At 75.5% G+C, this 14002-nt stretch carries 12 protein-coding genes; 6 read left to right on the top strand and 6 right to left on the bottom strand.

The genetic code is table 11. From position 1 onward, the window contains the following. Window positions 1-185: 185 nt before the first annotated feature. The 3 genes from ACI8AK_RS11720 (at window position 186) to ACI8AK_RS11730 (ending at window position 3416) form a co-directional block, all read left to right on the top strand. Window positions 186-977, top strand: coding sequence for a LuxR C-terminal-related transcriptional regulator (locus ACI8AK_RS11720; RefSeq protein ID WP_387991133.1), 792 nt, complete (start codon window positions 186-188; stop codon window positions 975-977). Between the two features lie 403 nt (window positions 978-1380). After that, window positions 1381-2022: a response regulator transcription factor gene (locus ACI8AK_RS11725; RefSeq protein WP_387991130.1), complete on the top strand. Its 642-nt coding sequence runs from the start codon at window positions 1381-1383 to the stop codon at window positions 2020-2022. Window positions 2023-2120: 98 nt separating this feature from the next. Continuing rightward, window positions 2121-3416: a right-handed parallel beta-helix repeat-containing protein gene (locus ACI8AK_RS11730; protein WP_456956355.1), complete on the top strand. Its 1296-nt coding sequence runs from the start codon at window positions 2121-2123 to the stop codon at window positions 3414-3416. 34 nt (window positions 3417-3450) lie between these two features. On the opposite strand, the gene ACI8AK_RS11735 is transcribed toward ACI8AK_RS11730, so the two are convergent. Genes ACI8AK_RS11735 through ACI8AK_RS11755 form a run of 5 tightly spaced genes read right to left on the bottom strand, consistent with a single transcriptional unit; the run spans window position 3451 to window position 9431 of the window. Further along, window positions 3451-4137: an SRPBCC family protein gene (locus ACI8AK_RS11735; RefSeq protein ID WP_387991124.1), complete on the bottom strand. Its 687-nt coding sequence runs from the start codon at window positions 4135-4137 to the stop codon at window positions 3451-3453. Further along, on the bottom strand, window positions 4134-6545 hold the full coding sequence (gene cutA / locus ACI8AK_RS11740; protein ID WP_456956357.1) for an aerobic carbon-monoxide dehydrogenase large subunit: 2412 nt from the start codon (window positions 6543-6545) through the stop codon (window positions 4134-4136). Before cutA ends, ACI8AK_RS11735 begins: the two co-directional genes overlap by 4 nt. After that, on the bottom strand, window positions 6542-7075 hold the full coding sequence (locus ACI8AK_RS11745; protein ID WP_456902047.1) for a (2Fe-2S)-binding protein: 534 nt from the start codon (window positions 7073-7075) through the stop codon (window positions 6542-6544). The genes cutA and ACI8AK_RS11745 overlap by 4 nt, the downstream gene beginning before the upstream one ends. Further along, window positions 7072-7947, bottom strand: a complete 876-nt coding sequence (locus tag ACI8AK_RS11750) for an FAD binding domain-containing protein (protein ID WP_387991115.1) — start codon at window positions 7945-7947, stop codon at window positions 7072-7074. Before ACI8AK_RS11750 ends, ACI8AK_RS11745 begins: the two co-directional genes overlap by 4 nt. Next, window positions 7944-9431: a uracil-xanthine permease family protein gene (locus ACI8AK_RS11755; protein WP_387991113.1), complete on the bottom strand. Its 1488-nt coding sequence runs from the start codon at window positions 9429-9431 to the stop codon at window positions 7944-7946. The genes ACI8AK_RS11750 and ACI8AK_RS11755 overlap by 4 nt, the downstream gene beginning before the upstream one ends. A 183-nt stretch (window positions 9432-9614) precedes the next feature. Here ACI8AK_RS11755 and ACI8AK_RS11760 point away from each other — a divergent pair, with 183 nt between their 5' ends. The 3 genes from ACI8AK_RS11760 to ACI8AK_RS11770 are packed head-to-tail and all read left to right on the top strand — an operon-like array spanning window position 9615 to window position 13181. Continuing rightward, window positions 9615-11114: an FdrA family protein gene (locus ACI8AK_RS11760; RefSeq protein ID WP_387991110.1), complete on the top strand. Its 1500-nt coding sequence runs from the start codon at window positions 9615-9617 to the stop codon at window positions 11112-11114. Then, window positions 11111-12526, top strand: coding sequence for a YlbE family protein (locus tag ACI8AK_RS11765; RefSeq protein ID WP_387991107.1), 1416 nt, complete (start codon window positions 11111-11113; stop codon window positions 12524-12526). Before ACI8AK_RS11760 ends, ACI8AK_RS11765 begins: the two co-directional genes overlap by 4 nt. A gap of 49 nt (window positions 12527-12575) precedes the next feature. Then, window positions 12576-13181, top strand: a complete 606-nt coding sequence (locus ACI8AK_RS11770; RefSeq protein ID WP_456956359.1) for a hypothetical protein — start codon at window positions 12576-12578, stop codon at window positions 13179-13181. Window positions 13182-13201: 20 nt separating this feature from the next. Here the strand turns inward: ACI8AK_RS11770 and ACI8AK_RS11775 are convergent, their stop codons facing one another. Further along, window positions 13202-13966, bottom strand: coding sequence for a DUF2470 domain-containing protein (locus ACI8AK_RS11775; RefSeq protein ID WP_456956361.1), 765 nt, complete (start codon window positions 13964-13966; stop codon window positions 13202-13204). Between the last annotated feature and the right edge of the window lie 36 nt (window positions 13967-14002).

The following is a 14002-nucleotide window of genomic DNA, read 5'->3' on the forward strand; positions in this document are numbered from 1 at the left end:
GCCCGGGGACGGGGGCAACGCCCACCTTCCGGACCGGGAGACCGCGACTCGGGTATGAAACCGGAGGCCGATCACGCTCACCGCGTCGTTGATCGGTGGCGGCGGGTGACCGTCCGTCGCTAACTTCCGGGTCCTGGGACCAGCGGCGCCGGGCGCCGTGCATCGGACCTGAGCGGAGCAGACGCATGGGTGGCGAGCTGGAGGGAACCGTCCCGCCGCCTCACGACGGTCTCCGACCTCCACCGCCTCACGACGGTCTCCGGCCTCCACCGCCTCACGACGGTCTCCGGCCTCCCGGGCCCCCGGCCCGCGTCCTGATCTGCGACGACCACGAGGTGCTCCGGCACGGGCTGCGCGCGGTGCTGCGCTGGGCGCCCGACCTCCTCGTCGTCGCCGAGGCGGCCGACGCGGCACGGGCGCTCGAGCTCGCCACCGAGCTGCACCCCGACGTGACCCTGCTCGGCCTGGGCGCCCAGGGGCCGGCGATGACCGAGCTGGTGCGGGCGCTGACCGCGACCGGCACCCGGGTGGTCCTGCTCGGCGAGGCCGGCAACGGCGGCGACCTGGTCGAGGCCCTGCGCGCCGGCGCCCGCGGCTACGTGTACACCACCGTCAGCTCCGACCGGCTGGTCGAGGGCGTGCGCTCCGTGGTCCGCGGCGAGACGCTGCTCGACGCCGCCGTCACCGGCGAGCTGCTGCACCACCTCGACGGCGTACGGAGCTCGGCGGGGACCGACGAGACCGGCGGGCGCAACCCGCTCACCGCCCGGCAGCAGGCGGTGTCCGAGCTGGTGGCCGAGGGCCTGACCAACGCGGAGATCGCGGCGCGGCTCCAGGTCAGTCGCGCGACCGTCAAGGGCCACATCACCGTCGCCCTGCGCCGGCTGGGTCTGCGCGACCGGACGCAGCTGGCCATCCACGTCAACCGCACGGCCCGGCCGGGCCCCGGCTGGGAGGCCGGCCCCGTCGGCGGCTGACCTCCGTACCCGGTTCGCCACTCTCCGTGCAGGCCCGGCGTACACGCCGGGGGACTCCCGCGCCCTGCGCACACGAACCTGGACGGGACCTGTGAAGGGCGTGCACATTACCTGGCAACGCCGGACGGTTGCGCGCTACCGTTCGGCGCGTCCGACTGAGACGGACGGGTCCCCCCGGGCGGAGATCCCGCCCGGAGCCCCGTCAGCGCCACCCGGACAGGAGGAACGCATGAGTTCCGACGACGTCCTGCAGGGCCCGGGCCCCGCGGCACGCGGGACATGGCGACCGGTCGGCCCGGCACCGGGCGTGCCGGTCAGGGGACGGAGCACGCAGCCGCGTCCGCGCCCGGTCCTGCGGCCCGCGCGCCCGCTGGCCATCCGGCCGCCGTCCAGCCTGGTCCGTGTGCTGCTCTGCGAGGACCGGGAGGTCTTCCGGCTGGGGCTGCGCGAGGTCCTCGAGGCGCAGCCGGACATGGCCGTCGTCGCCGAGACCCACCACCTGCCCGGGGCGCTCGCCGCCATCGAGGACGTGCCCGCCCAGGTCGTCGTCGCCCGCCAGGGTCTGGTGCAGGGGGCCACGCTGCCGCTCCTGCGTGAGCTCTGCCGCCGGGGGACCGCGGTGCTCGTGCTCGCCGAGCCGCGTGAGGAGGCCGGTCCCGAGCTCGTGCAGGTGCTGCGGGCCGGCGTCCGGGGTTACCTGCCGCGCTGCTCGGCCGCCGCGCGACTGGTCGAGGCTGTGCGCGCGCTGGCCCGGCACGAGCCGGCCATCGACTCCTCGGCGACCACCCAGCTGGTGCGCTACCTGACCGACCCCACGCCACCGGCCGAGGTCCCCTGCCGCCCGTTGGACCGGCTCACCGACCGGCAGCGCGAGGTCGCCGAGCTGGTGGCGCAGGGGCTGAGCAACGAGGAGATCGCGCGGCGGCTGTTCCTGAGCCTCGCGACGGTGAAGAGCCACCTCACCGCCTCCATGCGGCGGCTGGGCGTCCGCGGCCGGACCCAGCTGGCCATCCTCGTGAACCGGGACCGCTCGCCGGCGGCGTGAGCGCGGACGACGACGGCGCAGCCCGCCGTCCCGTCCCCGCCGCGGGTGGGCGACCTGCGGCGCTGCGCCCGGCGCCCGCAGACCAGGGAGGCCACCGCATGGACCCCTCCACGAGGAGGCGGACCCGCTCCGGTGCCGCCCGTCTCGCGGCCGCCGCCGCCACGGGGGTCCTGCTCGTCGCGGCGCTCCCGGCCGGGGCCGCCTCGGCCCACGTCGGCCCCCACACGCTCCACGTCGGGCCGGGGCAGCAGTACACCCGGATCCAGGACGCCGTCGACGCGGCACGCTCGGGCGACACCATCCGGATCGCACCCGGGGACTACCACGAGGCCGTCTGCGTCCAGGGCAAGGGCCTGACCGTCCGCGGCGCCGGCGCAGGGGTGACCAACGTCGTGTGGCCCGAGTGGCGGACCGTCCGGGACCTGCCCGCGGTCCCCTCGACCCCCTGCTGGGAGGCGCAGGAGCGCGCCGACGCCGAGGGCGACCCGGACACGCTCGCCGACGACGTCTCCGGTCTGTTCTTCCTCGATCCGGACGGGCCGGTCCTGGTCGGTGGCCTGTCGACCCACCACCACCCCGCCAGCGGGATCGTCGCGCGGGGAGCCGACGGCTTCCGGGTGGCCGGCACGTCGGGCTTCGCCCACGACCGCTACGGCGTCGTCGCCGTCGACTCGACGGCGGTCCGGATCACGGACAACCGCGAGGTCGGCCTCGACCGCGGCACGGCGAGGGTGCCGGACTCGGGCACCGCCGGTGTCGCGGTCGTCGACTCCGCCCGTGCCGACGCGACGGTCTCCGGCAACCACGTCGAGGGCTACGACGTCGGGATCTCGCTGCGGGAGGCGCGCGGCGGCCGCGTCACCGGGAACACCCTGACGGGCAACTGCATCGGCCTGCTGCTCGCCGACGACGTCGCGACGGAGGTCCCGAGCGGCGGGTTCGGCATCACCGGGAACACCTCGACGGACAACGACCGGTACTGCCTCCAGGGCAGGGAGGTCGAGTCCTACGTCTCCGGCATCGGCGTGCAGGTGGTGGACGCGGACGACGTCACGGTCGCGGGCAACGTCATCGCCGACAACACGGCCGACCTGCCGGCGGGGGTGCCGTCGCCGACGCACCCGGCCGCCGGACTGGTGCTGACCACGCTGCCCGGGTCCGACGCCGGGCCCGTGGAGGACGTCCGGGTGTCCAACAACTACTTCGGGGACAACCACGCCCTCCTGCCCGTCGGCACGCCGCCGACCGGGTCGGTCGCCGTCGACATGGACGTCTTCGTCGGCGACCCCTCCGCCCTGCCGTCGCTCCCGCCCGGTGGGGGGCTGGAGTTCCAGGGCAACCGCTGCGACACGGGCCTCCCGGCGGACATCTGTGGCGAGCCCTACCCGGTCTGACCCGTGGCCGGCGCCCCCGGCGCCACGGCCCCCGTCAGCGGGTCCGGCGGCCCAGCAGCCAGCCCACGAGGACGCCGAGCAGGGTGAGCCCGGCACCGCCGAGCGCGCCGACGGCGAGGGTCTGCACGTCCGACGACGGCGCCGCGGCCGGGGCCTCGGCGCGCCGGAAGACCTGCGGCTCCGGGGCGGCCGGCGTCCCCGCGGGGACGGCCGCGGGCGCCTCGGTGGAGCTCACCGCCGCCGAGGTCGCGCGGGCGGCGGCGGGCGCGGCGGCCACGGGGGCGCCCTCGGTGAGCTCGCGGTCGATCGCGGCGAAGAACTGCCCGGCCATCCGCTTGGCGACGCCGGAGATCATCCGCTGCCCCACCCCGGCCACCGGCCCGCCGACGACGGCGTCGGCCGAGTAGCTGAGCGTCGTCCCCTCCTCGTGCGGCTCCAGGTCGATGGTCACCTTCGCCCGCACGTTGCCCGGGGCGCCGGCGCCGGAGGCGTGCATGACGTAGGACGAGTGCGGCTGCTGGTCGGTCAGCCGGACCTCGCCGGCGTAGGTGCCGCGGATGGCGCCCACGCCGACCGAGACGTCCATCCGGTACTCGTCCTCGCCGGTGCGCTGCAGCGACTCGCAGCCGGGGATGGTCCGCGCGAGCACGGCCGGGTCGGTGACGACCCTCCAGACCTCCTCGGGCGTGCCGTGCAGCACCGCCGAGCCGTCGAGGTTCACGCGGGCACTCCCGTCTGGAGGGACGCCCGGGTCCGCTCCGCCGTCTCGTCTCTCATCAGGTCGTACAGCTCGGTCGGCGAGATCGGCATCGACGCGATCCGCCGTCCGGTGGCGTCCTCGATCGCCGAGGCGATCGCGGCCGTCCCCGGGATGACCCCCGCCTCGCCGGCGCCCTTGATCCCCAGCGGGTTCAGCGGCGACGGGGTCTCCTGGTGGTCGATGACCACGTCGGGCACCTCGGAGGCATAGGGCATGAGGAAGTCCATGAACGACGCGTTCTGCAGCTGCCCGTCGCCGTCGTAGGCCATCCGCTCGTACAGCGCCCCGCCCACGCCCTGGGCGACGCCGCCGTGCACCTGGCCCTCGACGATCATCGGGTTCACCACGTTGCCGCAGTCGTGCACGACCGCGTACCGGACGACGTCGATCTCCCAGGTCTGCGGGTCGATCTCCACCACGGCGGCGTGCGCGCCGGAGGCGAACGTCGAGCGGATCGGCGAGTAGTAGTCGCGGTGCTCCAGGCCCGGCGCGTCCCCGGGCGCGACCGGCGGCTTGCTGTCGTCGTGCGTGGCGAACTGGGTGGCCTGCTTGGCCGCCTCGTCGAAGGCGTAGCGCAGCGGGTTGGACAGGACGGCGACCGTGCGCAGCGGGACCGACGCCCCCGGCGTCCCCCTGACCTGCACCAGGCCCTCGTCGATCTCCAGGTCCTCCGGGTTGGCCTCGAGCACCTCGGCGGCGATGCGCAGCGCCTTCTCCCGCACCCCGCGGGCGGCCAGCGCGACGGCGTTGCCGCTCATCACCGCGGCGCGCGAGGCGAAGGTGCCGACGGCGTACCCGAAGCGGCGGGTGTCGCCGGTGTGCACCTCGACGTCCTCGATCGGCACCCCGAGCTCGGAGGCGACGATCTGCGCGAACACCGTCTCGTGGCCCTGGCCCTGCGAGGTGAGCCCGGTGGAGACCAGCACCTTGCCGCTGCCGAGCACCTGGACGTGCCCGCCCTCGTAGGGCCCGGGCCCGGTGCCCTCCACGTACAGCGCCATGCCGATGCCGAGCAGCCTCCCGCGCGCCTGCGCGTCCGCGCGCAGGGCGGCGGCCTCGTCCCAGCCGACCAGCGCGACCAGCTTGTCCAGCAGCCCCGGGTAGTCGCCGGAGTCGTAGATCACCGGCCGGCCGTCCTGGAACGTCAGGCGGTGGTCGTAGGGGAACTGGTCGGGCGTGATCAGGTTCCGGCGGCGCACCTCGGCGCGGTCGAGGCCGAGCGCGTCGGCGATGCGGTCCATCGTCCGCTCCATCGCGTAGCAGCCCTGCGGCCGCCCGGCCCCGCGGTAGGGCGTGACGATGACGGTGTTGGTGTAGACGCTCTCGACGACCACCCGGTACACGGGGATCACGTACGGGCCGACCAGCTGGGTCGCCGTCACGATCGGGACGATGATCCCGTAGGGCGTGTAGGCGCCGTTGTCGTGCCAGACGTGCACGTCGAGCGCGGTGATCCGGCCGTCGTCGTCGTAGCCGACGGTGATCTCCTGCCGCTGCTGGCGCTCGTGCGCGCTGGAGACGAAGTGCTCGCGCCGGTCCTCGGCCCACTTGACCTCGCGGCCGAGCCGGATCGCCGCCATCGGCACCAGCAGCTCCTCGGGCCACGGGTGCACGATCTTGACGCCGAAGCCGCCGCCGACGTCGGGCGCGATCACCTCGACGCGGTCCAGCGACAGCTCGAGCTTGGCGGCGATCGCCGCGCGCACCGACGTCGAGGCCTGGGTGCTGGAGTGCACGCGCAGGCTGCCGTCGTCGGCGTCCCAGCGGGCGTGCACGCCCTTGCCCTCCAGGGGCGTGCAGGCGCTGCGCTCGATGTACTGGGTGAACGACAGCGTGTGCGGGGCGGCGGCCAGCGCCGGGTTGACGTCGCCGGTCTCCTGGTGGTGCCGGGCGGCGACGTTGTCGGGGATCTCGTCGTGGACGGCCGCGCGCGCCTCGCGGGCGGCGTCCACCCCGACGACGACCGGCAGCTCCTCGTAGGTGACGACGATCCGCTCGGCGGCGTCCTCGGCCACGTACCGGTCGGTGGCCACGACCATGACGACCGGCTCGCCGACGTGGTTGACCTCGCCGTTGGCCAGCGGGTACCCGGTGCGCGGCGCGTGCAGCTGCGGGTGGGGGATGAGCACCGGCAGCGGCTCGGCCATCGGGCCGGTGAGGTCCTCGTAGGTGTAGATCGCGACCAGGCCCTCGACGTCCAGCGCCGCCTCGACGTCGACGTCGACGACGCGGGCGTGCGCGTGCGGGCTGCGCACGAACGCGGCGGCCAGGGCGCCGGCGCCGATGTCGTCGAGGTAGCGGCCGCGGCCGGTGATGAGGCGGGCGTCCTCGCGCCGGCGGACCGGCTCCCCGAACAGCTTGGTCGTCACCGGGCGTCCTCCCGCATCGCGGCGGCGGCGTGCCGGACGGCCTTCTTGATGTTGGCGTAGCCGGTGCACCGGCAGAGGTTGCCGCCGACGAGCTCGTCGACCTCCTCCTCGGTGATCTCCGTGCCCGCGTCCCGGGCCTCGAGGCCCGCGGCGATCGTCACCAGGAAGCCCGGCGTGCAGAACCCGCACTGCAGGGCGTGGCACTCACGGAAGGCCTCCTGCACCGGGTGGAGCACCTGCCCGCCCTGGTGGTCCTCGCGGGCCAGGCCCTCGACGGTGGTCACCTCCGCGCCGTCGACCTGCACGGCGAGCACCAGGCAGGAGCGCACGGGGTCGCCGTCGACGAGCACCGTGCACGAGCCGCAGACGCCGTGCGCGCAGCCGACGTGCGTGCCGGTCAGGCCGAGGTCGTCGCGCAGCGCGTCGGCGAGGACGCGGCGCACCGGGACGGTCACCTCCCGCGGGACGCCGTTCACCGTCACGCGGACGGTCCGCTCCGTGTCGATCCGGGGGGTGTCGACGGAGGTCATGCAGCGGTCCTCTCGGCCGCCTCGCGGGCGGCGTCGGCCAGCGTCCTCTCGGTGAGCACGCCGACCAGCAGCCGGCGGTAGTCGGCGCTGGCGTGGATGTCGGTGTCGGGGTCGACCAGCGTGCGGGCCAGGGCGCCGGCCGCGGCCCAGTCGGCGCTGTCGACGGGCTTGCCGGCGACGGCCTCGGTGAGGTCGTGCACCTCGGGCACCAGCCCGACCGACAGGTAGGACGCGCGGACGGCGGCCACCCGGCGGTCCGCGTCGAGGGTCACGACGACGCCGGCCCCGCAGACGGCGTAGTCGCCCTTGCGCCGGGCGATCTCGGCGAAGGCGGTGCCCGAGCGCTCGGGCAGGGCGGGGAAGAAGGCGTCGACGACGACCGCGCCGCCGGGCAGCGAGGTCTCCAGCGGCCCGACGAACAGGTCCCGCCAGCCGACGGTCTCCCGGCCCGAGGGCGTCGCCACGGTCACCGAGCCGCCGGTGAGGGCGAGCACCGAGGTCATCTCGCCGGAGGGGTCGGCGTGCGCGATCGAGCCGACCGTCGTGCCGCGGTTGCGGATGGCCGGGTGGGCGACGTTCGCCGTCGCCCGGGCCAGCAGCGGCTGGACCCGGGCGGCGGCGCCGTCGCGGAGCAGGTGCGCGTGCCGGACCAGGGCTCCCACCCGCACGCCGTCCCCGGTCGCCTCGACGGCGTCGAGGCCGGGCACCCGGTTGACGTCGACCAGCGTGGCCGGCGCCGCCAGGCGCATCGCCAGCAGCGGCAGCAGCGACTGCCCGCCGGCGAGCACCTTGGCGCCGGGTTCGGCGGCCAGGACGTCGAGTGCCTCGTCGAGGGACCGGGGGTCGGCGTAGCGGAAGGGTGCGGGCTTCACTTCTCGAGCATGTCCCTGCGTCGGTCGGTGCCGGGGCGGCCCACCTGGTCGACCGACGACGGGTCGGCGCTGTACTCGCGGGCCCCGGGGGTGTAGTCGTGCGCCCCGGCGTGGCCGAGCGCGGGACCCGTGCCGCCGGCGTACTCCCGCTCGGCGACGAGCGCCGCCTTCATCTCGGCCGGCGCGAGGGCACGGGCCACGTGCCACCCGAGCACCGCCACGATGGTGCCCAGGGCGATGCCGCCCAGCGAGAAGGTGTCGGTGATCTGCAGGTTCACGTTGCCGATGGCGATGATGATGCCCGCGGCGAGCGGCACCAGGTTGATCGGGTTGGCGAAGTCGACCCGGTTCTCCTTCCAGATCTTCGCGCCGAGCAGGCCGATCATCCCGTAGAGGACGACGGTGATCCCGCCGAGCACGCCGCCCGGGATGATGTTGATCAGGGCGCCGAACTTCGGGCAGAGGCCGAGCAGGATCGCCACGAGGGCCGCCACGTAGTAGGCCGCCGTCGAGTAGACGCGGGTGGCGGCCATGACGCCGATGTTCTCGGCGTACGTGGTCGTCGGGGAGCCGCCGACCGAGGAGGCCACGACGGTGGCGACACCGTCGGCGGCGATCGCGCGGCCCATGTAGGGGTCGAGGTCGCGCTTGGTCATCTCGGCGACCGCCTTGACGTGGCCGGCGTTCTCCGCGACCAGCGCGATGACGGCGGGCAGCACCAGGAGGCTGAAGTTCAGGGAGAAGCTGGGCGCGGTGAAGTCCGGCAGGCCGAACCAGTCGGCCTGGCCGACGGTGTCGAAGTTGATCCGGTCGCGGGTGACGACCTCGCCGGTGCCGTCGGGCGAGGTGATCTGGCCGGCGGTCGCGTCGAGCAGGATCGACAGCAGGTAGCCGAAGACCAGCCCGAGCAGGATCGAGATGCGGGCCCAGAAGCCGCGCAGCAGCAGCGAGGCGACGATGACGAAGGCCATCGTGGCCAGCGCCACCCACTGGTCCTGGGGCCAGTAGATGCCGGCGACCACCGGGGCCAGGTTGAAGCCGATCAGGAGCACGACCGCGCCGGTCACCGCCGGCGGCAGGATCGCGTGCAGGAACCGGACCCCGGCGAAGTGGATGAGCACGCCGACCAGCGCCAGCACGACGCCGGAGACCAGGATCGCGCCGACGACGTCGCCGGAGTCGCCGCCCTGCGCCCGGACGGCGACGACGCCGCCGACGAACGAGGCGCTCGTGCCCAGGTAGCTCGGCACCTTCCCGTTCACGATGAGCAGGAAGATGATCGTCGCGATCCCGCTCATCATGATCGCGAGGTTGGGGTCGAGCCCCATGACGATCGGGAAGACGAAGGTCGCCCCGAACATCGCGACGACGTGCTGGGCGCCGATGCCGATGGTGCGGGGCCACGACAGCCGCTCGTCGGGCGCGACGGCCTCGCCCAGCGGCGGCGTCTTGCCGTCGCCGTAGAGCTTCCAACCGAACGCCATGGGGTCCTCCTCGCGAGGCACAGCCGATGCGGGCCGGGAGGTGCCGCCACCCCCGGGAGGCCGTCACAGTGTCACGCGACACGCGGGCGCGAAAGTGCCTCAGCGCTAAATGTTCGACCGGAAACAAGATCGTTGCGCCGCCGATATCTCACCGCTGAGGGATCTCCCGGTACGGTCGGCGGGGTGAGCGATCCAGGCCCCGGAGAGGGCGTCCGGCACGTCTCCCTGCGCAGCGGCGTCTACGCCGACTCGGTGCGGTTGATGCAGGTCAGCCGCGACGTCGGCGCCCGGGAGGGGGTGACCGCCGTCCTCGTCGCCATGGCCACGCCGCTCAACGTCGAGCTCGCCGCGGGCATGGGGCTGGCGCCCGCGGAGACCCCCGCGCCCGACCAGCTGCTCATCGCCGTCCGGGCCGTGGACGACGACGCGCTGGCCGCCGCGGTGGCCGCCGTCGACGCCGCCCTGGCCGAGCGCGAGCGCTCCCGCGCCACCGCCGACGCCCAGCCGGCCCGCACGATCGGCGCCGGCCTCGACGACCTCGAGCCGGGGACCCCGGCACTGGCGATCGTGAGCGTCCCCGGGCAGTACGCCGCGCTCGAGGCCGCCGACGCGATCGCCGCCGGCCGCAGCGTGCTGGTCTTCTCCGACGGCGTCCCGGTCGAGCAGGAGGTCGCGCTCAAGCGCGCCGCGCACGCCGCCGGCGTCCTGGTCATGGGCCCCGACTGCGGCACCGCGATCGTGTCCGGCGTCGCGCTCGGCTTCGCCAACGTGGTGCGCCCCGGGCCGGTCGGCGTCGTCGCGGCGTCGGGGACCGGCGCGCAGCAGGTGTCCTGCCTGCTCGACGCGGCCGGCGTCGGCGTCTCGCACGTGATCGGCGTCGGCGGGCGCGACCTGTCCGAGGCCGTCGGCGGCCTGGCCACCCTCGACGCGCTGGCGGCGCTGGACGCCGACCCGGCCACCGAGCGGGTGCTCGTGGTCTCCAAGCCGCCGGCGCGGTCGGTGGCCGAGGCCGTGGAGCGGGCCGCCGCGGGGCTGTCCACGCCGGTCCGGTCGGCCGCCCTGTCGCCGGAGACGCCGGACCTCACCGCCGCCGTCGAGGCGCTGCTGACCGACATGGGCCTCGACGTCCCCGTCTGGCCCTCGCGGCCCGGCCCGGCGGAGGCCGCGCTGCCCGGGGCGGTGCTCAAGGGCCTCTACTCCGGCGGCACGTTGGCCGACGAGGCGATGCTCCTCGCCGCCCCCGTGCTCGGCGACGTCCGGTCCAACACCCCGCTGCGGCCCGAGCTGGACCTCGGGACGGACCTGTCCGCCCGCGGCCACGTCGTCGTCGACTTCGGCGACGACGCCCTCACCGTCGGCCGCGCCCACCCGATGATCGACCCGACGCTGCGGCTGGAGGCGATCGAGCGGCTGGCCGCCTCGGGCGAGCCCGCCGTGCTGCTGCTCGACGTCGTCCTCGGCCACGGCGCCGACGCCGACCCGGCGGCGGCCCTCGCCCCGGCGCTGGCCGCCGCGCGCGAGCGCGCGCACCTGCCGGTGGTGGTCGCGCTGGTCGGCACCGAGGCCGACCCCCAGGGCTGGAGCCGGCAGGCCGACGCCCTCGCCGCGGCCGGTGCCGCGGTCTTCGCCTCCAACGCCGCGGCCACGCGGTACGCCCTCGACCTGCTGGGAGCGCAGCGATGAGCCTGGGTGGTCTGCTGGACGGCCCGCCGGCGGTGGTGGCCGCGGGTGTCGACGTCTTCTCCGGCGCGCTGCGCGCCCAGGGGGCGTCGGTGGCCGACGTCGACTGGCGGCCACCCGGCTTCGGCGACGCCGGCGACCTCGCCGCGCTGGCGCTGGACCCGCGACGGGCGGCGGCCAACCGGACGGCGGTCGAGCGGGTGCTCGCCGCCGGGTCGGTGCTGGTCGACGTCCGCCCGGCCCGGGAGGTGCTCGGCCTCGAGGGGCGCACGCTGCTCCACTCCGGCCCGCCGCTGACCTGGGAGGCGGCGTCGGGGCCGATGCGCGGGGCGCTGATCGGCGCCTGCCTGTTCGAGGGCTGGGCGTCCACGGTGGCCGACGCCGAGGCGCTGCTCGCGTCCGGCGGCGTGGAGCTCGAGCCGTGCCACCACCGCTCCGCCGTCGGCCCGATGGCCGGGGTGACCTCGCCGTCGATGTGGGCGTGGTGCCTGGAGGACCCGGTGGGCGGCGGCCGGGCCTACTGCAACCTCAACGAGGGCCTGGGCAAGGTGCTGCGGATGGGCGCCTTCGGCGAGGAGGTGCTCACCCGGCTGGCCTGGATGCGCGACGTCCTCGGCCCGCTGCTGGCCCGCGCGGTGCGCTCGATGGCCGAGCCGCTGGACGTCAAGGCCGTGCTCGCGCAGATGCTGCAGATGGGCGACGAGGGGCACAACCGCAACCGCGCCGGATCGCTGATGACGCTGCGCGAGCTGTCCCCGGCGCTGGTCGCCCTCGACGCACCGTCGGACGACGTCGCGGCGGCGCTGCGCTTCATCGGCGGCAACGAGCACTTCTTCCTCAACCTCGGCATGCCGGCGGCGAAGCTGGCGATGGACGCCGCCCGCGACGTCCCGGGCTCGACGCTGGTCACCGTCATGGCGCGCAACGGCACCGAGTTCGGCGTGCAGACCGCCGGCACCGGCGACCGCTGGTTCACCGGCCCCGCGCAGACGCCGGTCGGCCTGTTCCTCGGCGACTACGGCCCCGAGGACGCCAACCCCGACATCGGCGACTCCGCGATCATGGAGACCTACGGCGTCGGCGGGTTCTCGATGGCCGCCGCGCCGGCGATCGTGCGGTTCGTCGGGGGCACCGTGCCCGACGCGCTGGCCACCACCGAGCGGATGTACCAGCTCACCCTGGCCGAGAACCCGGCGATGGCCATCCCCATCCTCGGCTTCCGCGGCGCCCCGACCGGCATCGACGTCCTCGCCGTGGCCCGCACCGGCTGGCTGCCGCAGATCAACACCGGCATGGCCGGGCGGGTGGCCGGCACGGGTCAGGTGGGCGCGGGCCTCGTGCAGCCGCCGCGGGAGTGCTTCGAGCAGGCGCTGGCCGCCCTCGCCGAGGAGGCCCGCGCCGCGACCGCGGCCTGACCCGGGTCCCGCTTGCCGGGCCCGGCGGGGACCGGCCAGGCTGCGGCGCATGGGGACCAGCGCCCGGCCGGACGACGGACCGGACGACGACGCCCTGCGACGGACGGGTGCGCCGCAGAACGAGCTGCCGGTGGCCCTGCCGCAGAACGTGCTGCTCGCCCGCACCGACGACGCCGTGGTGGCCCTGTTGGGGATGCAGGTCTACTCGACGGGCCTGGCGTTCGACCTCGGCGTCCGGATCCGGCCGGGGAGCCTGTCCGGGGCCGAGCTCCACGAGGTGCTCTGGCGGCCCGGCGTGCCACCGCTGCTCCTGGGGCTCGAGCTGGCCGACGGCAGGCGGGTGGACAACGTCGGCGAGCCCGGGCAGGGCGGGGACGTCGTCCTCACCCAGGGGAGCGGCTCGGGCAGTGAGAACTCCGTAGACCACTCCTGGTGGTTGTCCCCGCTGCCGCCGGCCGGGCCGCTGACGGTGGTCGTGCGGTGCCCGGAGCTCGGTGTCCCGGAGACCAGCACGGTGCTCGACGGGACGGCGATCCGCGAGGCCGCCGACCGGGCGGTCACGCTGTGGCCCTGGGAGCCCCCTCGACGGCGCGGCCCCGACCTGCCGCCCTCCCCACCGGAGATCCCGGAGGACAGCTGGTTCGCCCGCCGCTGACCGGAGATCCCGCGGGACCGCTAGGCCGGGCCGCAGGCGAGCAGGGTGTCCAGCGCGGCGGCCAGGCCCTCCCCGCCGGTCAGCGGGGCCCGGAACGGCACGCGCAGGTCGTGGCAGGAGTGCCGCGCCTCGACGCGGAACCGCACCCCGTGCCGGTCCAGCCCGAGCAGGCGGACGTCGTCGCGCGGGCCGGCCCAGGCCCGCACCCGGCCGCGCAGGGTGTCCAGCGCACCGGCGTGCACGGTGGCGAGGCCGGACTCGTCGGCGCTCACCGGGTCCGGCCGCGCGTCCGCGAACGCCTCGGGCTCGACCTCCGACGACGTCCCGGCGTCGGTGAGCAGCACCTCGGCGAGGTCCAGGCGCAGCAGCACCGCGCCCAGGCCGACGTCGAGCAGCGCGTCCGAGGGGCGGACGTCGGCGAGGTCGAGCAGGGCCGCCTGCACGCCGGCCGGGTGCACCGGGGTCAGCCAGCCGGACAGCTCCACCTGTCCGCGCACCGGGTGCTGCACCGGGAAGGGCGTGCGGTCGGTGACGGTCAGCCGCGCCGGCAGGTCGCCCAGGGGCGAGGTCCGCAGCGCCGTCGCCAGGCGCCCGTCCGCGGGGACGACGACGAGCACCTGCCCGGACGCCGTCGTCCCGGTGACCGTGACCTCGACCGCGCCGACGCCGACCGCGTGCAGCGCCGCCGAGGCCCGGGCGGCCACCGTGCGGGCGCGCTCTGCGGGGGAGGGCTGCGGGATGCCGGTGGTGCCCGAACCGGCGCGGGAGGAGGGGCCGGCGGTCATCGATCACCTCGGGTGTCGGGATGGGGGTAAGGTGAA

The sequence above is a fragment of the Geodermatophilus sp. SYSU D00867 genome (genome assembly GCF_054050315.1).

What these genes read in the sequence shown, in the direction of transcription:
- ACI8AK_RS11730 (WP_456956355.1), top strand. Translation starts at nt 2,121, where the DNA reads ATGGACCCCTCCACGAGGAGGCGGACCCGCTCCGGTGCCGCCCGTCTC.
- ACI8AK_RS11770 (WP_456956359.1), top strand. Translation starts at nt 12,576, where the DNA reads ATGGGGACCAGCGCCCGGCCGGACGACGGACCGGACGACGACGCCCTG.
- ACI8AK_RS11745 (WP_456902047.1), bottom strand. Translation starts at nt 7,075, where the DNA reads ATGACCTCCGTCGACACCCCCCGGATCGACACGGAGCGGACCGTCCGC.
- ACI8AK_RS11765 (WP_387991107.1), top strand. Translation starts at nt 11,111, where the DNA reads ATGAGCCTGGGTGGTCTGCTGGACGGCCCGCCGGCGGTGGTGGCCGCG.
- ACI8AK_RS11775 (WP_456956361.1), bottom strand. Translation starts at nt 13,966, where the DNA reads ATGACCGCCGGCCCCTCCTCCCGCGCCGGTTCGGGCACCACCGGCATC.
- ACI8AK_RS11720 (WP_387991133.1), top strand. Translation starts at nt 186, where the DNA reads ATGGGTGGCGAGCTGGAGGGAACCGTCCCGCCGCCTCACGACGGTCTC.
- ACI8AK_RS11755 (WP_387991113.1), bottom strand. Translation starts at nt 9,431, where the DNA reads ATGGCGTTCGGTTGGAAGCTCTACGGCGACGGCAAGACGCCGCCGCTG.